Genomic DNA, 20,908 nt, shown 5'->3' with positions numbered 1-20,908 from the left:
ATTTGGAAATAAAAAATTTGGAAATGAGCACGGTATAACCATTGTCGCTGCAATGGGCTTCGGCAAAGGCATTGGCTATTTTCACATTCTTTCATTCACCACATTTCCCACATTTAATAATGATTATTGCCAGATTTGCTCGCCGGTGGCACGGCGCAGCTGGTACTGGCCGAGGGTGTAGTTGTACATGGCCTGGGCGCGGGCCAGGCGCGACTGCGCCAGCTGGGTTTCGGCGTCGAGCACGTCGAGGTTTTGGCCTACGCCGTAGCGGTAGCGGCCCTTGGCGCGGGTGAGGGCGTCGGTAGCCTGGGCCACTTGCTGCAACGCGTTATCGTAGCGCGCCTGGCTGAACTCCATGTTGTTGGCCGCCTGGCGCACATCGGCCCGGATCTGCTCCTGCGTGTCCTGGGTGCGGGCCACCGCGCTGCGGTAGTTGGCCACGGCCTCTACCCGCTGCTTGCGGTTTTTGCCGCCGTCGTAAATCGGCACCGACAGCTGGGCCACGCCCACCGTGTTGAAGCGGATGTCGGTGATGGCCACGTTGGGCAGGATGTAGCCGTTTTTACCGCCCATTTGGGCCCCCACGCCCAGGCTGGGCATGTTGCTGCGCTCGATGAGCTTGGACTGCAGCTCAGCCGTGGCTTCGGCGTCTTTCGAGAGCTTTACTTCGGGGCGGTTCTGGGCGGCTTTGGCCAACTCAGCTTCCAGGTTCACGGGCTGCGGCTGGTACTCTAGATGGCCTTTCACCGGCACGTCGGCTTGCTGGGGCTTGTGTAGCAAGCGGGCCAGCTGCACCTGCTGGTTGCGGAGCTGGTTTTGCAGGTCGAGCTTGGTGTTTTGGGCCTGGGTGATGCGCACGTCGGTCGTCGTCACGTCAAATTTGGTGCTTACGCCGGCTTCCACCCGCTTCTGCATCTCGTTGCGGTGGGCTACCAAAGAGGCAATCTGCTCGTCCTGCACCCGGATGCTCTCGCGGGCAAACAGGATGTTGTAGTACACCTGCGCGGCGTTGAACGCTAAATCGCGCCGGGCCACCACGATGTTGTCCTGGGCTGTTTGTACCTGCGAGCGCGACAGATTAGTCGTCGCGCTGCGCTTGCCAAAGTCGAGCAGCTCGTACTGGGCCGTTAAGTGCGCGTCGAAGTTGTTGTTGGGGACAAACGAAAGGACGTCATTGCCAAAGGCCACTTTCGACACGGGATCGAGGCGGGTATAGGTGGCCGTGCCCGTTATCTGCGGCAGGAAGCCCGCCTGCGATTGGTTCAGGCGGCTGCTGGCGGCGTTGGCCAGTTCGGTTAGGTTCGTAACGCCGGGGTTGGCATCCAGCACGGCCTGCACGGTGCCGCCCAGCGTCAGCGAGTCGCTGGCCAGGCCAATGGCTTGGGCCGAGGCGGGCACGCCGGGCTGGTTTTGCGCCAGCACCGGACTGGCCAGCAGCAAAGCGGCCCCCAACAGCAGTGGCGACCCGGCCAGCCCAGCAGAGTTAAATCGTGGAAACATAGAGCAAAAGCGGTAAAGTGTTGCCGCCGCTTTAGCCAAGCCTGTGCCACGCCAAAAATAGGTCGCCGCAGTAGTGCTAAGTAGCAATAAAAAGTGCCATACGCCCCTGGAAAAACAGTTTATTAATTAAAATCAACCCTGCGTAAAACATAGGGGCCCCGTAACCGTGTTCCTGATATAACAGGAATTGCTCACATAACGGTCCTGTTATATCAGGAATGACCACTCCCGACGAAACCCTGCTGCTGCACCTCAACGAAACCATTGCCACCACCCGCGACAAGGAAACGCTGTTCAAAACGGTGACCACCAAGCTGCGGCTCATCTTCCCGTTCGACATCATCGGCATTAGCGTGTTCGACGCCGCTGTGCAAAACAAGCGGCTGTTTTGGCGTGACTATTTCGACGCCGAAGAATTGAGCCCCGGCTTGCCCACGCCGCCCGCGCACTTTACGCCCATCGTGGGTTCACCCTTCGAATCTGTTATGAAAAGCGCGCACATGCAGCGCATTGAGCTTGACGATTATTTGCTGGAATACCCTGATTTTGAGCCCTTCCAGCGAATGCGCGCACTGGGCATCCGCTACCTCACGTCGGTGCCGCTGCGGCTGGGGGGGCGCCTCATAGGGGCCCTCACGCTGGCCGCCCGCCGCAAGCCGGCCCTGACAGCGGCCGACGAAAGCCTGCTGGAAAAAATTGGCTCGCTAATCGCCGTGGCTGTGGCCAACACGCTGGCCTTTGAGGATGTGGCCCGCCGCGAGCAGGAGCGCAGCCTGCAGCTCAACATCAGCAATGCGCTGCTTAGCATCAAGCAGCGCGAGCCGCTGTTCCGGGCCGTAGCAGAAGAGCTGGGCCGCGTGATGCCGTTCGAGTACTTCGGCATTCGGGTGCAGCGGGCGGGGCAGCCCGACGCTTCCGAGGGCTTCGCCGAGTTCCGGCGCCAAGGTGTAGATGCGCCCTTCGAAACGCTGGACCCCGACCGCCACCAAGGCCACGAATACCCCGACCCTATTTTCATGTACACGCAGCTCGAGCCGCTGGCCCAGGGCGGCAGCCTGTACGTGGGCGACGAGTTCAGAGCCCTGGCCGTGCGCCACCCGGCCATGCGCCACGTGTACGAGGCCTACGGTGTGCGGGCGCTGCTGCTGGTGCCGCTGTGGCAGCGCCCCGACGGGGCCGCCGTGCTCACGCTGGCCAGCTCCGATGCCCACGCATTCAGCGCCAGTAACTTGGCTACCGTGGAGGGACTGGTACCCCAGGTGGCCCTGGCGCTCGATAACCTCTTTGCTTTCGAGCAAATTGAGGCCCTGAAGGCCCAGGTGGAGCAGGAGCGCACGTACCTGATCGACGAAATCAACACCACGGCCACGTTCGACGAGCTGATTGGGCCCAGCGAGGCCCTGCACACGGTGCAGGTGCGCATTGCCCAGGTGGCCCCCACCGATACCACCGTGCTGGTGAGCGGCGAAACCGGCACTGGCAAGGAGCTGGTAGCCCGGGCCCTGCACAACGCCTCGCCGCGCCGCGGCCGCGCCCTCATCAAGCTCAACTGCGCTGCGCTGCCCGCTCAGCTCATTGAAAGTGAGCTGTTTGGGCACGAAAAGGGCGCCTTCACCGGGGCCTCGGAGCGGCGCATCGGCAAGTTTGAGCTGGCCGACGGGGGCACGATTTTCCTGGACGAAATTGGGGAGCTGCCGCTCGACTTGCAGGCCAAGCTGCTGCGCGTGTTGCAGGAAAAGGAGTTTGAGCGCCTGGGCGGCAGCCGCGTACTCACGACCGACGCCCGCGTGGTGGCCGCCACCAACCGCGTGCTGGCCGACGAGGTGGACGCTGGCCGCTTCCGCGCCGACCTCTACTACCGCCTCAACGTTTTTCCCATCACGCTGCCGCCCCTGCGCACCCGCCCCGAAGACGTGGGGCCCCTGCTGCGCCACTCGGTGCAGCGCCTGAGCCAGCGCCTGGCTAAGCCCCTACGCCCCGTCCGGCCCGCCGACCTGGCCGCCCTGCAAGCCTACGCCTGGCCCGGCAACGTACGCGAGCTGGAGCACTTGGTCGAGCGCGCCCTCATCGTCAGCCAGGGGCCCTATTTAGAATTTGCCGGTCTGCCCGCACCCGCCGGGGCCCCGCAGGAGCCCGCCGCAGCCGGCGATACCCCGGCCGACCGCCCGCTGAAAACCCTGCGCGAACAGGAGCGCGACCACATCCTCGCCGCCCTGGGCCGCACCAGCGGCCGCGTGAGCGGGCCCCAGGGCGCGGCAATTATGCTCGACATCAACCCCAAAACCCTCGAAGCCCGCATGAAAAAGCTGGGCATCCGGCGCACCGTAGCGGCCGAGTAGGGGCCCCGGCGGATTGGGCGCCGAATTGGCGCTGGCTGGGGCCCCAGCGGCGGGCCGGGCTTATTCGGGCGGGCTGGCCGGTGGCCCATTTGCCGGGGCGGGCGCGGCGCGGGCCGCGCGGTCCACGTCGCCGGTTTCGCGGATGAAGCCGGCCTTGAGGTGCTCGTAGAGCGAGTGTGGATCGATGAGTGAGGCCACGCCCTGGGCCAGCAAGCCGCTGAGCAGCAGCTGGAAAATGGCCGAGTGCCGGTCCGTCATTTCGAGCACCAGGATGGCGGCTGTGAATGGCGAGCGCACCACCCCGGTCAGGAAGCTGACCATGCTCACCAAAATCAGCAGGTTGCGGTCGGCCACGGCCACGTCGAAGAGTTGGCAAATACCGTCGCCCAGGATGGCCCCCGCGCTGAGCGAGGTGGCAAACACGCCGCCCGCCCCGCCGCTGCTGTAGCTGAGGGCCATGCCCGCGAAGCGCACCGGAAACAGGTACCACGGCGTCACGCCGTTGTTCTGGAACAGCAGCCGGTTGATGATGGGTTTGCCCGTGCCCACGCCCTCAATGCCCACCAGGTAGGCCAGCCCGCCCAGCAGCAGGCCGCAGCCCAGCACCCAGCCCGCCTGCGCGGCCAGCGTGGTGAAGCGCTGCCGGTAGCGCCCCAGCCACAGCAGCGTTTTGGCAAAGGCCGCGCCCGCCAGCCCGCACACCAGCGCCACTACCACCACCAGCACCTGCACCCGCCCCGTCGCCGGCAGCACCTTCGGGAAGCCCAGGTACAGGTAGGGCCCCAGGAACGTTTGGGCCGTGAGGCCCGCGATGATAACGGCCGTGAACACCGCCATCCGAAAGCGCGCCATGTGCATCTGGGTCAGCTCCTCCACCACGAACACGATGCCGCCCAGCGGCGTGTTGAAGGCTGCCGCCAGGCCCGCCGCGCCGCCCGTGACCAACGCAATCTGGCGCGAGAGCTGCGGCCAACCGGCCGGCTGCAACTTGTTGATGGCCCGAAAAATGGCCGCCGATACCTGAATCGTGGGGCCCTCGCGGCCAATCACGCCGCCGCCCAGCAGCAGCACTAGGCTGCTCAATACCTTAATAATGGCCACGCGCAGGCTCAGCAAGTAAGCTGTGCGGTGGTGCTGGCTGGCATTCGACAGCTCGATGCCCGCCATGACCTGCGGAATGCCGCTGCCCCGCGCCGCTGGGGCCCCCCGCACCAGCAGCCACGATGCGCCAAAGGCCAGCGGCGTGAGCACAAACGCCAGCCACGGCGTGTGCGTCAGCCAGGCAAAACTTGCCTGCTCGGCCCAGCCGAACACCTTTTCGTAGCCCACGGCCACCAAGCCGGTTAGGACGGAGGCCACCCAAAAGGGAAAACTCTGGAGGATGAGCCGCCGCACCCGGTCGGTGTAAAACGGGCGAATGATGCGCTGGTCGAGCCAGGCCAGCGCACGGGTGTAGCGGGAAGGAGAATCGGGCATGCCAAGGAAAAACGGGTGGACCAGCGGCAAAGGTCGGGCCCCCACGCCCGACAATGCACAGGGCCGGCCACGCAAAGGGCTCATGTTCTTGCGCATTCACCCTCTGGTGGGGCCCCGGCGTGGCGGCTAAAGCCCAACCCTGATGCCAAGAAAATCCAGGCCCGGGACGGCGTGTAGTGAGGGAGAATAGTGCATCTGCGCCGGGCCCGGGCTAACTTGAAACTGCTTTGCCCCTCCAAACAAATACCTTTGTTTATGCATAAACTACTGCTTTATGGGCTGGCTTTCGGAAGCCCTTTGCTTGGCGGGGCCGGCCAGCTGCTGGCGCAAACCCACGAAGCGCGCAACCTGGCTGCCGACACCTTGCAGCCGGCAAACCCAAAATATTACCTGCCGGTTAGCCGCCTCGGCACGGCCAACGGCCAGCTGCTCTACGCGTTTATTCCGGACGGGGAAGTGCGGGGCCCCGGCCTCACGTTCACCTGGCGCAACCCGATGACGCTGCCCCGGCCCAAGCCGCTGACCATCAAATTGGCGGAGGTGCAGTGGGTGCGGACCGGCAACGTGTACTACGAGCCCGTGCATGTGCTGGGCCAGCTCTACTCTGGCCTGGCTCCGCGCATTCTGGCCGGGCCCCGGGTGGAGCTGTTCGACGTGGCCACGCTCAAAAGAGGGGTACCCATTCCCTTGCCCGTACCGGGCGGCGGGCTCATATGGACGGGGGCGTTCAGCACCAACTACAACCACACCTGGTTTCTGCGCCGCCCCGGCCTCACCGGGCTCGTGCAGGTGCCTGATGGCAAGCAGTTTGCCCCTTTCCTGGCCGATTACCTCGCCGATGCCCCCGCCCTGGCCGCCGCCATCCGGGCCGGCGCCGAAGGTCACCGCCACGCCGACATGGCCCGGCTGCTCGAAGCTTACAACCAGTCCGCCGGGGCCCCGCACCCGTCCCCGGGGCCCTAACTTCCGCTTGTGGCAACCTTTTTGGCCCGGGTAGCCTTATCCTTGCTGAAATAATTAGCAAGAATGGCCAAAGCAAGAACCGTTTTTTTCTGCCAAAGCTGCGGCGCGCAGTCGGCCAAATGGATTGGCCGCTGCCCGGCCTGCGGCGAGTGGAATACCTACGTCGAAGAAGTCGTCCAGAAGGAAACCGTGGCCACCACCACGGGCCAGTGGAAGCCCGCCAGCACGGTGCCCGGCGGCAGCCTCACCAAAACGGCCAAATCGGTGCCGCTCGGCGACATCATCGCCGAAGACGAGCCCCGCATCCTCACCCCCGACAACGAGCTGAACCGCGTGCTGGGCGGGGGGCTGGTGCCGGGCTCCATCGTGCTCATCGGCGGCGAGCCGGGCATTGGCAAGAGCACCCTGATGCTCCAGATTGCGCTGGGCCTGCGGCAGTTGCGCGTGCTGTACGTGAGCGGCGAGGAAAGCGAAGCCCAGATAAAAATGCGCGCCGAGCGCCTGGCCGACGGCCAGCACCCGGGCTGCTACATCCTCACCGAAACCAACACCCAGAACATCTTCCGGCAGATTGACCAGGTGAAGCCCAACCTGGTCGTCATCGACTCCATCCAGACCATGCACTCCACGCTAGTCGAGAGCGGGGCGGGCAGCGTGAGCCAGGTGCGCGAATGCACCGCCGAGCTGCTGAAGTACGCCAAGGAAACCGGCGTGCCCGTGCTGCTCATCGGTCACATCACCAAGGACGGCAGCATCGCGGGGCCCAAAATTCTGGAGCACATGGTCGATACCGTGCTGCAATTTGAAGGCGACCGGCACCTGACCTACCGCATCCTGCGCACCACCAAAAACCGTTTCGGCAGCACCTCCGAGCTGGGCATTTACGAGATGCAGGGCGACGGCCTGCGCCAGGTCAGCAACCCCTCGGAAATCCTGCTCTCGCAGCGCGGCGAGAGCCTGAGCGGCATGGCCATCGGTGCTACCCTGGAGGGCAACCGCCCGCTGCTGGTGGAAGTGCAAGCCCTGGTGACGCCCGCCACCTACGGCACGCCCCAGCGCAGCAGCACCGGCTTCGATGCCAAGCGCCTGCAAATGCTGCTGGCCGTGCTCGAAAAGCGCAGCGGCCTGCGCCTGGGCCAGCACGACGTGTTCCTGAACATTGCCGGGGGCCTGCGCCTCGACGACCCCGCACTGGACGCGGCGGTGTGCGCGGCGGTGGTGTCGTCGCTGCACGACGTGCCCATTGCGGGCGACGTGTGCCTGGCCGCCGAGGTGGGGCTGAGCGGCGAAATCCGGGCCGTGAGCCGCCTCGACCAGCGCCTGGCCGAAGCCGAAAAGCTCGGCTTCCGCGAGATGTACGTGTCGCAGTTCAACGGCAAGAACCTGGGGGCCCTGCGCCCGGGCTTGCAGGTGCGCCCGGTGGGCCGGCTCGACGAAGTGCTGGACGGCTTGTTCGGCTAGCCGGGGCGCGCTAGTCGCCCAGCATTGAATTATAACGAAAAGACGACCAAGTGAGTACAGAAACAAGAAAAATCAGGCAAGAGCTAGAAATTGTATTTTATTTAACCAATGCCCGTATCTTCGGTTTGTGAATAGGGTTTTCCCAGGAAATATATACTTGGTTGCACAGGTTTGCGTCCTGCAAATGCTCCATTAGGATTGCTCGTTATCTTGGCTATGTTCAATATTTTTTCTTCAACCTTCTATCGGCTGCTGGCGCTGCCGTTGTTGTTGAGCCCGCTGCTGGGGTACGCCCAGCAAGCGGCTGCGGACGCCACCGCCGTTTCGGGGCCCGGCACCGCCGTGCTAACGGGGCGCGTGAACAACCCGGACGACGACTCGGTGGCGGTGTCGCTGCGCGACAACCCGCTCGATGCCAGGCCCCGCATTGTGCGCGCGGCCCTCAGCGGCAAAGGCGAGTTCCGACTCTCCATTCCCGTGAACGGGGCCACCAAAGCCGATTTGGTGTACGGCGACGACGTAGCCGCCCTGTTCCTCGACGCGGGCACCGACCTGGACGTGCGCTTCAAGGGCGATGACATGGCGAGTTCACTCAAGTTCAAGGCCAACATGCCCCCTGGCATGTCATCGAAAGTGCGCGGCAACGCCACCGACGAGCAGCGCCACCGCCTGCAAGCCGCCAACGCCAACGCTTACTTGGCCGAAGTGGACCAGCAATTTGTGGAAAACGATGGATTCCAAGTGCTGCCCGACAACGTGCAGCTCTACGAAGCCCCGTTTTTGTCGTTCCTGGAGTACCGCCGCAAACACGAAGAAGAGTTTTTGGAGGAGCGTGCTGACAAGCAGGCCTTCACGGATGAGTTTTATAAATATGCCAAGGCGGAGATTAGCTACGCCTATGCCAACGACCGCCTCACCTTCCAGGACCTGCGCGAGCAGGTGGTAAGCACCGAAGGCCGCCTGAAGATGACGCCGACCTACTACGACTTCCTCAAAAACCCGGCCCTCATCAATAACGCCGACGCGACGCAGAGCGAGTTGTACCACGAATTTTTGGTGAACTACCTGCACTACGCGGCGGCAGCGGCCAATCATCAGCGCACCGACCCCGACTTTTACACCTACTCGTTTGCACTGGCGGGCAAGGAACTAACGGGACCCATCCGGGCCATTATTCAGGGACGGGTGCTGGAAGAATCGTTTCGCTTTGGCCACGTAAAGCGCTCGGCGGCCATGCTGGCCGAGTACCACGCCGCCGACCCCCAGAGCAAGTTCTACCCGACGCTGTTGGCCGATTTCGACCAGCACAAAGAATTCGCCATTGGGGCCCCGGCCCCGAATTTTCGGCTGCCCACCGTAGCCGGCGACTCGGTGAGCCTGCGCAGCTACGCGGGCAAGCTGGTGTACCTCAATTTTTGGAAATCGACCAACGGCTTGTGCCTCCGCGACTTGGTGTACGCCCAGGACTTGATTCGCCGTTTCGAGAACAAGAACATTGTGTTCATCAACATTGCGCTTGATGAGAATGAAATGGCTTGGCGGCAGCTGGTGAAGTCCAAAAACCTGCCCGGTGTGCAGGCGCGCATCCCCGGCGGTGGCTTCCGCTCGCCGGTGGCCAAGGCCTACGCGGTGCAGGAAGTGCCAGCGTACTTCCTTATTGGCGAGGACGGTACCTTCCTCAACACCAAGCCCAAGCGCCTGAGCAGCCGCGCCGCCATCGACGAAATTAACCAGGCGTTTGGCAAGGCCAGCACCTACACCAGCGCCCTCGAACCGGCAAAATAGGGCCCCGGGGCCCCACAGCCGCGCCGCGTAACTTTGCTCAGACGACGGAAGCCCCGCGCTTCCGTCGTCTTTTTTTATCAGTGGGGCCCCGGCCCTGCGGTTTTCCCCGGCCCATGCACCCACTCCTTGCCGACAGCCTTAATGTGTTGTCCAAAACCACCCCGCGCCGCCTCTGGAACGCGGCCCAGGTGGTGGGGTCCTATTTGCTGAGCAAGGCCACCGGCCGCGCCCGCCACCGGGGCCTGCCCTTGGCCCTGAGCTTCGAGCCCACCACCAGCTGCAACCTGCGCTGCCCCGAGTGCCCCAGCGGCCTGCGCTCGTTCACGCGGCCCACGGGCATGCTGGCCGACGACCTGTTCAAGAAAACCATCGACGAGGTAGCCAGCCGGTTGTGGTACCTGATTTTTTACTTCCAGGGCGAGCCCTACCTGCACCCACACTTCCTGGAGCTGGTGCAGTACGCGGCCCGCAAGGGCATCTACACCGCCACCAGCACCAACGCCCACTACCTGACCGACCAAAATGCCCGCCGCACCGTGGAAAGTGGCCTGGACCGGCTCATCATCTCGCTCGACGGCACCACCCAGGAGGTGTACCAGCAATACCGCGTGGGTGGCAAGCTGGAGAAGGTGCTCGAAGGCACCCGCAACATCGTGCGCTGGCGCAAAGAGCTGAAATCGAGCACGCCGCGCGTCATCTTCCAGTTTCTGGTGGTGGGCCCCAACGAGCACCAAATTGCCGATGCCAAACAGCTAGCCCAGGCCATGGGTGTGGACGATGTGTGGTTCAAGACGGCGCAGATTTACGACTACCAGCACGGCTCGCCCCTCATTCCCACCATCGACTACTACTCGCGCTACGAGAACAACCACAACGGCACCTGGAGCCTGAAAAACCGCCTCCTCAACCACTGCTGGAAAATGTGGCACTCCTGCGTCATCACCTGGGACGGCCTCGTGGTGCCCTGCTGCTTCGACAAAGACGCCGAGTATCGCCTCGGCGACCTTAAAAACCAGTCCTTCACCAGCCTCTGGCAGGGCCAGAAGTACCAAGGCTTCCGCCAGGCCCTGCTGAAGGGCCGCGACCAAGTGGAAATGTGCCGCAACTGCACCGAGGGCACCAAAGTTTGGGGTTGAGCTACTGTCTTATTAAAGCACTAAAAAACTGTCATCCTGAGTGTAGCGAAGGATCTGAGCACAGTAGAACGATACGCAGCAAACAGTTACTGCGCACTGTTCTAGGGCCCCAGATCCTTCGCTGTCCCGGGATGATAGTGCATTAGGGCCCCCGCTATCTACGACTGCCGGCCTTCTTCTCTTCCCGATTTGACGCTGCCGCTTCCCCCGCCGCCGGGGTTGGCAATAGAGTCACGCATCTCCGTATCGGCCTGCACGTTGCGCATCTTGTAGTAGTCCATGATGCCGAGGTTGCCGCTGCGGAAGGCTTCGGCGATGGCGCGGGGGATTTCGGCTTCGGCCTCCACCACTTTGGCCTTGGCTTCCTGGGTTTTGGCGCGGTACTCTTGCTCCATGGCCACGGCCATGGCGCGCCGCTCCTCGGCGCGGGCCTCAGCTACGCGCAGGTCGGCGCTGGCCTGGTCAGTTTGGAGCTTGGCCCCGATGTTCTCGCCGATGTCGATGTCGGCAATGTCGATGCTGAGGATTTCGAAGGCCGTACCGGCATCCAAGCCCTTGTGCAGCACCAGCTTGGAAATTTTATCGGGGTTCTCCAGCACTTCCTTGTGCGACACCGACGAACCGATGCTTGTCACAATGCCTTCGCCGACGCGGGCCAGGATGGTTTCCTCGCCGGCCCCGCCCACGAGCTGCGAGATGTTGGCCCGCACCGTGACGCGGGCAATGACGATGAGCTGGATGCCGTCCTGGGCCACGGCGGCCACGTTGGGCGTATTGATGACTTTGGGGTTCACACTCGTTGTGACGGCCTCGAATACGTTGCGGCCCGCCAGATCAATGGCCGTGGCCTGCTTAAAATCGAGCGGAATGTTGGCCTTGTCGGCCGAAATTAGGGCCTTGATGACGCTGGGCACGTTGCCGCCGGCGAGGTAGTGGGTCTCCAGTTCGTCGGCCGTCAGCCGCAGGCCCGCTTTGGTAGAGGTAATCAAGGAATTGACAATCAGCGAGGGCGGCACCTTGCGCACCCGCATAAAAGCCAGTTGCAGCAAGCTCACCCGCACGCCCGAAAATAGCGCTGTGATCCAGAGACTGACCGGAAAAAAATACAGCAGCATCAGCAGCGCCACCGCCGCGACGATGAGGGGCAGAAAGGGGTAGTTCATGGCCGTAAGGTAGAACGGATTTCGGGGCCGCCGCCCGGGGCCCTACGCGCCCTCCACCACGATGCGGTTCTGCTCAATGCCGAGCACCCGCACTGCGCGGCCCGCGTCCACGAACTCGCCGCGCGTCACGGCCTCGCGCCGCTCCTCGCCGAACAGCACCGTGCCCGCTGGCCGCAACGCCGAGAGCGTGTGGCCCACCGTACCGGCGGGTACATCGGCGCGGCGCACGTCGCGCACCGAGCCTTCGTTCACCGAATGCAGCGCCGCCCGGGCCAGGTTTTTTGGCCGCAAGCCGAGGTAGAGCACCATCCCTGCCAGGGCCCCCGCGCCCGCCAAGGCGTAGTGCCCGGCGGGCGTGCCCAGGTCGTGGTAGCTCAGCCACACGCCCCAGGCCAGCAGCGCGAACCCCACGAACCCCACCACCGTGGTGCCAGGAATAAAAACAACTTCGGCGGCTAAAAACAGCAAGCCGAACAGCAGGAGCAGAGCGATGGTGAGCATGGCGGGTGGGCGTTTAACCACCAAAAGGTACGCCCGGGCCGCCAGATGGCAGCCCGGGCGTTCAGGTCCGCCAAGCCCGGGGCCCTAGCGGGCCGGGGCAGCCTTGGCTTTGGTGCGGGTCAGGAAAGCATTGAGCCGTCCGCCCGACGAGGTGATGCCCACAATATCCAGCAGGTCTTCGTAGTACTCGGCCACATCGGCCCGGTCAGTGGTGCCGGGGGTAAGGGGCGTTAGCGCGGCCAGGCTGCCGTCTAGCACCTGAAGATAGGCTTCCTCGGTGGGCCGGCCGCCCATGATCTGCAGGAAATCGTCGGTCGATTCGGATAAAATGCGCGCCACCTGCGGCCGGTTTTTGAAGGCCGCCAGCTCGCCCACGAGCGGCTGGATGGTGTCCTTCATCTTCACCAGCTTGCGGTTGGCGTCGGTGCGCGTGGGCAGCACGGTAGCCGCTGGCATCGGCGAGGCAACGGCGATGAGGGGTGCGGCTGCGAGGTCAGGCGTAGCAGTGGTCGTAGTGGTCTGGGCGTAGCCCGCCAGGGGCCCCAACAACAAGAAGCAGAATACAGGTTTACGCATAACGTCGGCGTTTTAGAGAGAGGAAAATAGTAAAGGCCCCGAAATATAAATAATTGTAAGGATAATATAATTGACCTTGGCCAAAGAAAATGAAATGATAAAGGGCCGGCCCCGAAACAACGTTTCGGAGCCGGCCCTTCACAAGTACCATAAATTTAATTAAAGCGCTGGCTAGTAAGCCCGGGCGAAGTAGGCGCGGCGCGGGCTGGGGGCCCCCGTCACCATGCAGATGCCGTCTTCATCGGGCTCGGCCAGGGCCAGGCAGCGCACGGTGGCCTTGGTCTCTTCCTTGATGCGCTCCTCGGTTTCGGAGGTGCCGTCGTAATGGGCCAGCACGAAGCCGCCCTTCTCGTCGAGCACCTGCTTGAACTCGTCGTAGCTGTCTACGCGGGTCAGGTGCTGGTCGCGGTAGGTGCGGGCCTTCTGGTAAATGTTGGCTTGGATGTCGTTCAGCAGCTGGTCCACGGCGGCCACGATGTCGGCCAGTGGCAGGGTCATTTTCTGCTTGGTGTCGCGGCGGGCCACCTCCACGGTGCCGGCGTCGAGGTCGCGGGCCCCCACGGCCAGGCGCACGGGCACGCCCTTCAGCTCCCACTCGGCAAACTTGAAGCCGGGGCGCTCGGTGTCGCGGGCGTCCACTTTCACCGAAATGCCGCGGGCAATCAGCCCCTGCTGAATGGGCCGGATGCGCTCCATCAGCGCGTCCAGCTCGCCGGTTTTGTAGATGGGCACGATGACCACCTGGATCGGGGCCAGCTTGGGCGGCAGCACCAGGCCTTCATCGTCGGAGTGGGCCATCACCAGGGCCCCCATCAGGCGGGTGCTCACGCCCCAGCTGGTGCCCCACACGTACTCGCGGGCGCCGTCTTTGGTGGCAAACTGCACGTCGAAGGCCTTGGCGAAGTTCTGGCCCAGGAAGTGGCTGGTGCCGGCTTGCAGCGCCTTGCCGTCCTGCATCAGCGCCTCGATGCAGTAGGTATCCTCGGCGCCGGCGAACCGCTCGTTGGCGGTCTTCACGCCCTTCACCACCGGCAGGGCCATGTGCTCTTCGGCAAACTCGGCGTACACGTCGAGCATCTGGCGGGTTTCGGCCACGGCCTCCTCGGCGGTGGCGTGGGCGGTGTGCCCTTCCTGCCACAAAAACTCGGCGGTGCGCAGAAACAGGCGGGTGCGCATCTCCCAGCGCACCACGTTGGCCCACTGGTTGATGAGCAACGGTAGGTCGCGGTAGCTCTGCACCCAGTTCTTGTAGGTACTCCAGATGATGGCCTCCGAGGTGGGGCGCACGATGAGCTCTTCCTCGAGCTTGGCGGCGGGGTCCACGCGCAATTTGCCGGGGCGGTCGGGGTCGTTTTGCAGGCGGTAGTGCGTCACCACGGCGCACTCCTTGGCGAAGCCTTCGGCGTTTTTCTCCTCGGCTTCGAACAGGCTTTTGGGGATAAAAATGGGAAAATAAGCATTTTCGTGGCCGGTGCGCTTGAACATATCGTCCAACTGGCGCTGCATTTTCTCCCAAATGGCGTAGCCGTAGGGCTTGATGACCATGCAGCCGCGCACGGCCGAATTTTCGGCCAAGCCGGCGCGCTTCACTAAGTCATTGTACCAGAGCGAATAATCTTCCGCGCGGGTGGGCAACTTTTTACTCATAATCGGCAGCTAAGAGGGTAACCGAAACGGCTCCCGGAATTGGTACAACATTTGACCTACTATACGGGCACCGTTTCGGGGTCAAATTACGTTATTAAACCACAGACCCGAAGGGCCCTCTAACCTCCCGGAAATGCGCTGGCCGAATGCAGCCAACTCTTTCGGTGATTAGCCGTTGAGAAGAAGCCCCGCGCTGGCGCTTCTTCACTAGGATTTCGCCTTCAAAGCTGTTACTTTACGTCTAGTCTATTCCGCCTTTTTCCACTCGCTCATGAAAACCCCGCTCACCGCCTATCTGCCTGCTTTGGCGCTCCTTGCGCTGGGCGGGTGCGCCGGAACCACGGCCGTTACCACGTCGGAGAACGACGGGGTGTATTATTCATCCAAAGACCACACCACGGCCATTGCCACCGCGCCGGCGCAGCGCTACACGCCAGTGCAGCAGGCCCCGTCGCAGGGCTACACCAGCGCGGCTGGGGCCCCGGCCGCCGGCACCGACGAGGCCACCAACCCCGATTACAACGGCAACAGTGCTGCGGCCACTACCTCCGGCTCCGACCAGTACTACGATGGGAGCACGGCCAACAGCTACGATCCCAACACATCGCTTTTCAACCAGCCCTACACGGGCCCCGGTATGGGCGGCTACATGCCCAACAGCCCGTACACTTCGCTGGGCTACGGCGGCGCTGACCCATATGCTTACGGCGGCGGCTTTGGCGGCTACGGCGGTGGTTATGGCGGGTACGGCGGGTTGTCGCCCTACAGCGCTTTTTATAGCCCATTCTATAGCCCCTTCGGGTTTGGCTACGGCTCGGGGCTAAGCATTGGCTTCGGCTTTGGCCGCCCCTTTGGATACGGCTACGGCGGCTATGGTGGCTACGGCTACGATCCTTTTTACAGCCCGTTCTATAGCCCCTTCGGCTACGGTGGGTATGGCTTGGGCTACGGCCTGGGCGGCTACGGCTACGGCGCTGGGTACTACGGCAACAGCTACCGCCGCAACGTAATCTACACCGGCAATGCCGGCGGCCGCGCCGACTATAACGGTGGCAATGGCAACACCGTGCTGGTGGGGCCCCGCGGTGAACGCTCGGCGGCAGCCTATGGCGCCCGCGGCGCTGTTATCAACGGCGGTACCGCCCCGAATAACAACCCGGCAATGGCCGGTGGCCGTGGTACCATGGGCAACCCTGGTATGGCGCCGGGCGGCGTCATTACCAACGCGCCAGCGGGGGGGCGCTTCGACCGTTCGGCCGGAGGCAATGCAACTGGCCAATACGCTACGCCTAACAACATGGACCGGGGGGCGCGGGGCGGTAGCTTTGAGCGGCCCGCCGGCCAGCCGCAAGCCCAGCCGCAGAACATGGGCGGGCAGGCCCAGCAGGCCCAGCGTCACGGCTTCTTCCGCGACATGTTCTCCGCACCCAGCAATGGCATGAATGGGGCCCAGGGCCAAGCCGCCAACGGCAACTATAACCAGCCGCGCCAGCGCTCGTTTGAGCAGCCGCAGCAACGCTCGTACCAGCCACAGCAGCAAACGCAGCAACGCTCGTTTGAGCGGCCCCAGTTTTCGCAGCCTTCCAACGCGGGGCCGCGCGGTGGCGGCGGGTTTGGTGGTAGCAGCGGCGGTGGGGGTGGCGGCCGTAGCGGCGGTGGCCGGGGCCGTATGTAAGGGCCCGAACAACCGATTTTTGATAAGCTTCCCTTTGCGAGCCGGCCCAACGGCCGGCTCGCTTTTTATTTCTTTCCACACATGAAAAAACGGATTTTATGGCTTTGCCTAGCCCTCGCAGTGGGGCAGGCCGGCCACGCCTATGCCCAGGCCCCCGACGATGCGCTGCGCTACTCGCGTCTTCAGTTTGGGGGGCCCGCCCGCACCCAGGGCATTGCGGGTGCCAACGTGGCCCTGGGGGCCGATTTTGGCAACCTCACCAGTAACCCCGCGGGCCTGGGGTTTTATCAGAAATCAGAAGCGCACGTGGGCGTAGGCGTGGGCATCGGAAGCAGCAATAGCTCGCTCAACGGCAGCAACAAGGTGAACGATAACGCTAACAGCGTGAATGTGCCCAGCATTGGGCTGGTGCTGGCTACCCGCCGCCCCGATAACGACCAGAGCTACTGGCGCGGCGGTGCGTTTGCGTTGGGCTTTACGCGGCTGGCTGATTTCAACGTGGCCTCGAATTATTCGGGGAGCGTAACCGATAACCATTCGTTCTTCCAGTACCTGCGCGAAGGGGACGTAAGCCAGTTAAGCAATGTAGATGCTCAATACAGAAACAATCAGTATACCAACATCGACGGGCTGGCGTACGGGGGGTACCTCACTGACTTGCTAGTAAAGCGGCGCAACCAGAATAATCCCAATGCGCCGGCCGATTCCATCGGCACGCGCAACCGGGTGGGCGACATTGCGCAGGGGGAACGGATTGTGTCGTCGGGCTCGATGTCGCAATTTGATCTAGGATACGGCGGCAACTACCGCGACAAGCTATACATCGGCTTGGGTGTGGGCATTGTGAGCAGCAACTACCGGCAGTCACGCGACTTTTCGGAAGCGGAGAATACCGCGTCTACGCCATTTGTTAATCTGCTGCTGCACGACGAGTTGCACACCACTGGTACCGGCATTAACGGCCGGCTGGGCCTAATTTACCGGGTGGCCAACGCCGTGCGCCTGGGGGCCTCGGTGCAGACGCCCACCTTCATGCGCATGACTGACACGTACAGCACGTCGCTGAATACCAACTTTACGCCTCAGGGCCAGACGGGCGCTACCATTATCAGCAACGTGTACAACAGCACCGTGCCGGGGACCTACGACTACACCATCACCACGCCGTTCCGGGCCAACGGAGGCGTAGCTGTTGTCATCGGCAAGTACGGTTTCCTAACCGGCGACGTGGAGTACGTGGGCTACGGCCAAGCGCGCATCAACAACGACCCGAATGGTGCCAACGGCGACAACAGCTCGTTTGCCGCGCAAAACCAGCGCATTCAGGACTTGTACCGCAACACCCTCAACTTCCGGGTGGGGGCTGAGGGCCGATTCGACATCTTCCGGGCGCGCTTGGGCTTCGCCACCTACGGCGACCCCTATAAAACCACCAGTGCTGGCAACAGCAGCGCCCAGAATTTCTACACCGTGGGGCTGGGCATACGGCAGAAGAGCCTGTTTGTGGACTTGGCTGGGGTGTATACCACTGTCAACCGTTACTACTCGCCCTATACCCTCAACAGCGGCCAGGAGCCGGTGGCGGCGGTTAGCAACAGCCGTTTCACGACCAGCGTCACGGCAGGCTTGGCCTTCTAGCCGCGGTTTTTGCCAATGCCCAACGGGGCCCCCGGCAACTTGTTGGGGGCCCCGTTCTGCGTTGTGGGGGAGGTGCTTATTTCTGCACCAGCACTTGGCAAGTAATGACGGTGGCCGGCGTACGCACCAAGTCGGCAATGAGCAGGGCCCCGTACTTGGCGCCGCCGGGGCCCGTGGCAGTGGTATGGAAGGCGATGACCGCACCTTTTACTAGCGGAGCAGTTTGTAACGAATCGCCGCCTGCCACGGTGCCGGTGGCAAACGTGGAAGCGAGCAGGGCGTTGGTGGTAAGGCCTATGAAGTCAGTGGCCGCGAGGGTAGTGGCGCGCAGGGCGGTACTGTGCGTATTTACCCCCCACCCCGTGGTGACGAGGCTGCCGGACTTTGTGGATACCAGCCGTAGCGTGGGGCCCTGGGTGGTGCATACTAGGTCGACCAACGCCCGGTTGGCGGCCCGGCTGGCCACCGATTCGGGGTTGGTGTAGGCCACGGCGAAGTGTGGTAGCAGCAGGCCCTGGCGCAGGTTTACGTAGGCCAGGGCCTGGTTTTGGGCGGCCGTGAGTGGGGTGCCCGGCTGGCCCACGGGCACGGACCCGAAGTAGGCGCGGTAACTGTGCACCACGGCCGTAAGGGAATCGGTGCGGCGCAGCGACAGGCGGTAGGCGCGGCTGGCGATGGAGCCCGTCTCGTCGGTCACGGCGTATTTCCACGAGTCCACCCCCGAGGCCGTGCGGCCCGTCAGCAGGTTGGTGAAGGCAATGTCCTTGGTGCCGGGGGCCAGCAGCGAGTCGAGGTACACCAGCGGAGGGTCATCGGGCGTGCTGGAGGCCAGGTAAGTAGAGATAGTCGTGGGGTACAGCACGGGTGTGCGGGTGGGCGACGACGCGAGGGTGATGCGCAGGTGCTTCAGGTTGGGGCCATCGTCGAGGTTGGTGGTCTGGGCGTAAATCTTGCTGGCCAGCGAGTCGGCCGTTACGGTGCCCGTGGTGATGATGCGCGAGGCGCTGATGAAGCGGGTGGCCCCCACGAAATCGAGGCGCGGCGAAAACGCAATTTTGGTGCAGGCCGCGGCCAGCACCAGCAAGGGCAAAACGCGGAGGAGGAAGCGCATACGGCAAAGGTACGGGCCGGGGTAGGGCCCCCGGCCAAACAAGCCTGCCAACGGCGGGTTGCTGGGGTATATTGCCCGCTCGCTATGGCTACTTTCGTTTCGCTTGCTTCTGGCCGCTGCGCGCTGCGCGGGGCCCTGTGGCTGGGGCTGCTGGCCGCCGCCGCCTGCCGCCCCGACCAGATCGAACACCTCAAAGACCACAAGCGCATCGGCATCGAAGCCGAAAACTGGGTGGTGAAGCGCATCATGCCCGCCGACCTAATGCACGCCACCCGCTGGGCCGGCGACTCGCTCACGGCCACCGCCGACACGCTGCTGCGCCGCACCCTGGCCCGCGCGCTGGCTGCCGGCGGCGTGGCCGGGGCCCTGCCCCTGTGCCGCCCCGAAACATACCCTTTTGTGGATTCGCTGGCCCGGGTGCTGCACGCCAACGCCCGTCGCGTAAGCACCCGCCCCCGCGACCCCACCCACCGCGCCATCCTGCTGGCCGCCGAAACCCAGACCGACACCACCCGCACCCTACACCGCGAATCGCCGGAAGTATTCTTCTACCAGCGCCCCATCGTGCTGAACAACAGCTTGTGTCTGCGCTGCCACGGCACTGTGGGCCGCGACATCGCCCCGGCCGACTACGCCCTCATCCGGCAACAATACCCCCAAGACCAGGCCACCGGCTACCGCCTCGGCCAGCAAATGGGAGCCTGGCAGCTCAGCCTGGAGCGCGGCGGCGTGGCCGAGTTCTGGACGATGAAAACCCGCAAAAAGTGGAAGGAGCACAAGATGCCCAAGCTGTTTTGAGCCCCACTGGGGCCTGGTTGGCCCTAACGCTATCAGCCAAGCATACCCAGCGAAGGCCGGCTGGCTGCGCTGGGTATGCTTGGCTATTTTGCTTGTGTATTATCCGTTGGTAGCGCTCGGCAAAACCTAATTCAGCGCTGCCTGCCGGTCCAGCAAATGGCTTTCAAAGCCAACGCGAACGGCTTCGCAGATTTCGTCTTTGTATTGGCGCTTGCGCAAGGTGCGCTCCCGGCGCTTGCCTTTGATTAGCTCAATGGGCGTCTTGACCAGCGGCAGCGCCAGGAAGAACAAGTTGTCTTGCGTTCGTTCGGCCTGAAAGGACTCCCAGAACGAGTTATAATCAAAGGTAATCGTGTCGTATAGGCGTTCCTCGGTGCTGATGCCGGCTAAAATATTGATATCTAAAGCGGCCGCAACGCCTTGCAGGGCGGCAATGAGCAGGGCCGCTGGGGTAATATCATGGCAGCTTTTGGTGCACTGCCGGATCAAGTCGAAGTTGCGTGTGCCTTGGATGCGGCTCACGAACAGCACCTGCTCTTGCGGGCTGTGGACGTACCGGCCCGGTGCTACTACGAAAGAGATATTGTAGAGCGATACGCCGTTGTGCGCAAAAGTCAGGGCTAAGTCCCCCTCGAAGTCAATGCCGCTGGGAAAGGTGAGTTGAATGCTCATCACGCCATCCTCTTCTCGGCAATCTTGCCAAAGCGGCACCCCGGTGAGTAGCGACGTAAAGAAGTTGCTCTGTACCTGCCGGGTTAAATAATCGTAGTGATTGTAAAGAATACCCAAGCGCGCCTGCCGTGATAAGTTGTTAGCCAAGTAATTGCCTAAATATTTATAGCCTAGTCGGGGTTGGTGCTTGATGAGTGCCCGCAAGCTAGGGCTGTTCATAAGCCGGTTGAGCTTGAAGTGCGCCGGTAAATCGAGAACGATTGGAACGGCGCGCAAACCAGTTTTAAAGGCGAACAGTCCACCACGCTCAAAGGCTTCAGTAACTACGCGGAGCGTAGTGTGAAAAATCGTGGGTACGCGAAGAATAGTTGGATTCATTTTCTAAATAATTGATGTGTGAAAGGAGGAGTAGAAGGCAATGGCATTTATCATTTATTAAACTGTATAAGCGCCGCTAAAAATTATAC

The 20,908-nt window shown here is 62.9% G+C and carries 16 protein-coding genes; 8 read left to right on the top strand and 8 right to left on the bottom strand.

Annotation, left to right across the window (positions count from 1 at the left end; all coding sequences use genetic code 11):
* Nucleotides 1-123 precede the first annotated feature (123 nt).
* Nucleotides 124-1,500: a TolC family protein gene (locus AXW84_RS20775; RefSeq protein WP_082774023.1), complete on the bottom strand. Its 1,377-nt coding sequence runs from the start codon at nt 1,498-1,500 to the stop codon at nt 124-126.
* A gap of 218 nt (nt 1,501-1,718) precedes the next feature.
* Between AXW84_RS20775 and AXW84_RS20770 the strand changes: the two genes are divergently transcribed.
* Nucleotides 1,719-3,839, top strand: coding sequence for a sigma-54-dependent Fis family transcriptional regulator (locus AXW84_RS20770; protein ID WP_068237869.1), 2,121 nt, complete (start codon nt 1,719-1,721; stop codon nt 3,837-3,839).
* A 60-nt stretch (nt 3,840-3,899) separates the two neighbouring features.
* Here the strand turns inward: AXW84_RS20770 and AXW84_RS20765 are convergent, their stop codons facing one another.
* Nucleotides 3,900-5,315 carry a chloride channel protein gene (locus tag AXW84_RS20765; protein ID WP_071892384.1) on the bottom strand — a complete coding sequence of 472 codons (1,416 nt, stop codon included), beginning with the start codon at nt 5,313-5,315 and terminating at the stop codon, nt 3,900-3,902.
* A 255-nt stretch (nt 5,316-5,570) separates the two neighbouring features.
* Here AXW84_RS20765 and AXW84_RS20760 point away from each other — a divergent pair, with 255 nt between their 5' ends.
* The 4 genes from AXW84_RS20760 to AXW84_RS20745 all read left to right on the top strand — a co-directional run bounded on the left by AXW84_RS20760 (nt 5,571) and on the right by AXW84_RS20745 (nt 10,660).
* On the top strand, nt 5,571-6,278 hold the full coding sequence (locus AXW84_RS20760) for a hypothetical protein (RefSeq protein ID WP_157887165.1): 708 nt from the start codon (nt 5,571-5,573) through the stop codon (nt 6,276-6,278).
* A gap of 63 nt (nt 6,279-6,341) precedes the next feature.
* Entirely contained in the window at nt 6,342-7,739 is a 1,398-nt protein-coding gene (gene radA / locus AXW84_RS20755; RefSeq protein ID WP_068237864.1) for a DNA repair protein RadA, read from the top strand.
* A gap of 216 nt (nt 7,740-7,955) precedes the next feature.
* Nucleotides 7,956-9,524, top strand: a complete 1,569-nt coding sequence (locus AXW84_RS20750; RefSeq protein ID WP_068237861.1) for a TlpA family protein disulfide reductase — start codon at nt 7,956-7,958, stop codon at nt 9,522-9,524.
* A 113-nt stretch (nt 9,525-9,637) separates the two neighbouring features.
* Entirely contained in the window at nt 9,638-10,660 is a 1,023-nt protein-coding gene (locus AXW84_RS20745) for an SPASM domain-containing protein (protein ID WP_068237858.1), read from the top strand.
* 158 nt (nt 10,661-10,818) lie between these two features.
* Here the strand turns inward: AXW84_RS20745 and floA are convergent, their stop codons facing one another.
* The 4 genes from floA to proS form a co-directional block, all read right to left on the bottom strand.
* The gene (gene floA, locus AXW84_RS20740) at nt 10,819-11,823 is read right to left on the bottom strand and encodes a flotillin-like protein FloA (RefSeq protein WP_068237855.1); all 1,005 of its coding nucleotides are present in this window, start codon (nt 11,821-11,823) and stop codon (nt 10,819-10,821) included.
* A gap of 42 nt (nt 11,824-11,865) precedes the next feature.
* Nucleotides 11,866-12,345, bottom strand: a complete 480-nt coding sequence (locus AXW84_RS20735) for an NfeD family protein (protein WP_442905557.1) — start codon at nt 12,343-12,345, stop codon at nt 11,866-11,868.
* Nucleotides 12,346-12,408: 63 nt separating this feature from the next.
* Entirely contained in the window at nt 12,409-12,900 is a 492-nt protein-coding gene (locus tag AXW84_RS20730) for a DUF4844 domain-containing protein (protein ID WP_068237850.1), read from the bottom strand.
* A 171-nt stretch (nt 12,901-13,071) separates the two neighbouring features.
* Nucleotides 13,072-14,547, bottom strand: a complete 1,476-nt coding sequence (gene proS, locus AXW84_RS20725; protein ID WP_068237847.1) for a proline--tRNA ligase — start codon at nt 14,545-14,547, stop codon at nt 13,072-13,074.
* Between the two features lie 271 nt (nt 14,548-14,818).
* Between proS and AXW84_RS20720 the strand changes: the two genes are divergently transcribed.
* Both AXW84_RS20720 and AXW84_RS20715 read left to right on the top strand, forming a co-directional pair.
* Entirely contained in the window at nt 14,819-16,222 is a 1,404-nt protein-coding gene (locus tag AXW84_RS20720) for a hypothetical protein (protein ID WP_068237843.1), read from the top strand.
* 81 nt (nt 16,223-16,303) lie between these two features.
* A complete protein-coding gene (locus AXW84_RS20715; protein WP_068237840.1) occupies nt 16,304-17,860 on the top strand; it encodes an OmpP1/FadL family transporter in 1,557 nt (518 codons plus the stop codon).
* Between the two features lie 76 nt (nt 17,861-17,936).
* On the opposite strand, the gene AXW84_RS20710 is transcribed toward AXW84_RS20715, so the two are convergent.
* On the bottom strand, nt 17,937-18,971 hold the full coding sequence (locus AXW84_RS20710; protein WP_068237837.1) for a hypothetical protein: 1,035 nt from the start codon (nt 18,969-18,971) through the stop codon (nt 17,937-17,939).
* A gap of 84 nt (nt 18,972-19,055) precedes the next feature.
* Between AXW84_RS20710 and AXW84_RS20705 the strand changes: the two genes are divergently transcribed.
* The gene (locus tag AXW84_RS20705; RefSeq protein ID WP_068237834.1) at nt 19,056-19,769 is read left to right on the top strand and encodes a c-type heme family protein; all 714 of its coding nucleotides are present in this window, start codon (nt 19,056-19,058) and stop codon (nt 19,767-19,769) included.
* Between the two features lie 126 nt (nt 19,770-19,895).
* Here the strand turns inward: AXW84_RS20705 and AXW84_RS20700 are convergent, their stop codons facing one another.
* Nucleotides 19,896-20,819, bottom strand: coding sequence for a DUF535 family protein (locus AXW84_RS20700; protein WP_082774022.1), 924 nt, complete (start codon nt 20,817-20,819; stop codon nt 19,896-19,898).
* Nucleotides 20,820-20,908 lie beyond the last annotated feature (89 nt).

It is taken from the genome of Hymenobacter sp. PAMC 26628, assembly GCF_001562275.1.
In the GTDB taxonomy this organism is placed as follows: Bacteria; Bacteroidota; Bacteroidia; order Cytophagales; family Hymenobacteraceae; genus Hymenobacter.
Note: the sequence above shows the minus strand (reverse complement) of the source record. Positions and strands in the feature narration are given on the sequence as shown.

Bases quoted from the DNA above. Each gene is read 5' to 3' on its own strand.
- AXW84_RS20775 (WP_082774023.1), bottom strand. From the start codon at position 1,500: ATGTTTCCACGATTTAACTCTGCTGGGCTGGCCGGGTCGCCACTGCTG.
- AXW84_RS20770 (WP_068237869.1), top strand. From the start codon at position 1,719: ATGACCACTCCCGACGAAACCCTGCTGCTGCACCTCAACGAAACCATT.
- AXW84_RS20765 (WP_071892384.1), bottom strand. From the start codon at position 5,315: ATGCCCGATTCTCCTTCCCGCTACACCCGTGCGCTGGCCTGGCTCGAC.
- AXW84_RS20760 (WP_157887165.1), top strand. From the start codon at position 5,571: ATGCATAAACTACTGCTTTATGGGCTGGCTTTCGGAAGCCCTTTGCTT.
- radA (WP_068237864.1), top strand. From the start codon at position 6,342: ATGGCCAAAGCAAGAACCGTTTTTTTCTGCCAAAGCTGCGGCGCGCAG.
- AXW84_RS20750 (WP_068237861.1), top strand. From the start codon at position 7,956: ATGTTCAATATTTTTTCTTCAACCTTCTATCGGCTGCTGGCGCTGCCG.
- AXW84_RS20745 (WP_068237858.1), top strand. From the start codon at position 9,638: ATGCACCCACTCCTTGCCGACAGCCTTAATGTGTTGTCCAAAACCACC.
- floA (WP_068237855.1), bottom strand. From the start codon at position 11,823: ATGAACTACCCCTTTCTGCCCCTCATCGTCGCGGCGGTGGCGCTGCTG.
- AXW84_RS20730 (WP_068237850.1), bottom strand. From the start codon at position 12,900: ATGCGTAAACCTGTATTCTGCTTCTTGTTGTTGGGGCCCCTGGCGGGC.
- proS (WP_068237847.1), bottom strand. From the start codon at position 14,547: ATGAGTAAAAAGTTGCCCACCCGCGCGGAAGATTATTCGCTCTGGTAC.
- AXW84_RS20720 (WP_068237843.1), top strand. From the start codon at position 14,819: ATGAAAACCCCGCTCACCGCCTATCTGCCTGCTTTGGCGCTCCTTGCG.
- AXW84_RS20715 (WP_068237840.1), top strand. From the start codon at position 16,304: ATGAAAAAACGGATTTTATGGCTTTGCCTAGCCCTCGCAGTGGGGCAG.
- AXW84_RS20710 (WP_068237837.1), bottom strand. From the start codon at position 18,971: ATGCGCTTCCTCCTCCGCGTTTTGCCCTTGCTGGTGCTGGCCGCGGCC.
- AXW84_RS20705 (WP_068237834.1), top strand. From the start codon at position 19,056: ATGGCTACTTTCGTTTCGCTTGCTTCTGGCCGCTGCGCGCTGCGCGGG.
- AXW84_RS20700 (WP_082774022.1), bottom strand. From the start codon at position 20,819: ATGAATCCAACTATTCTTCGCGTACCCACGATTTTTCACACTACGCTC.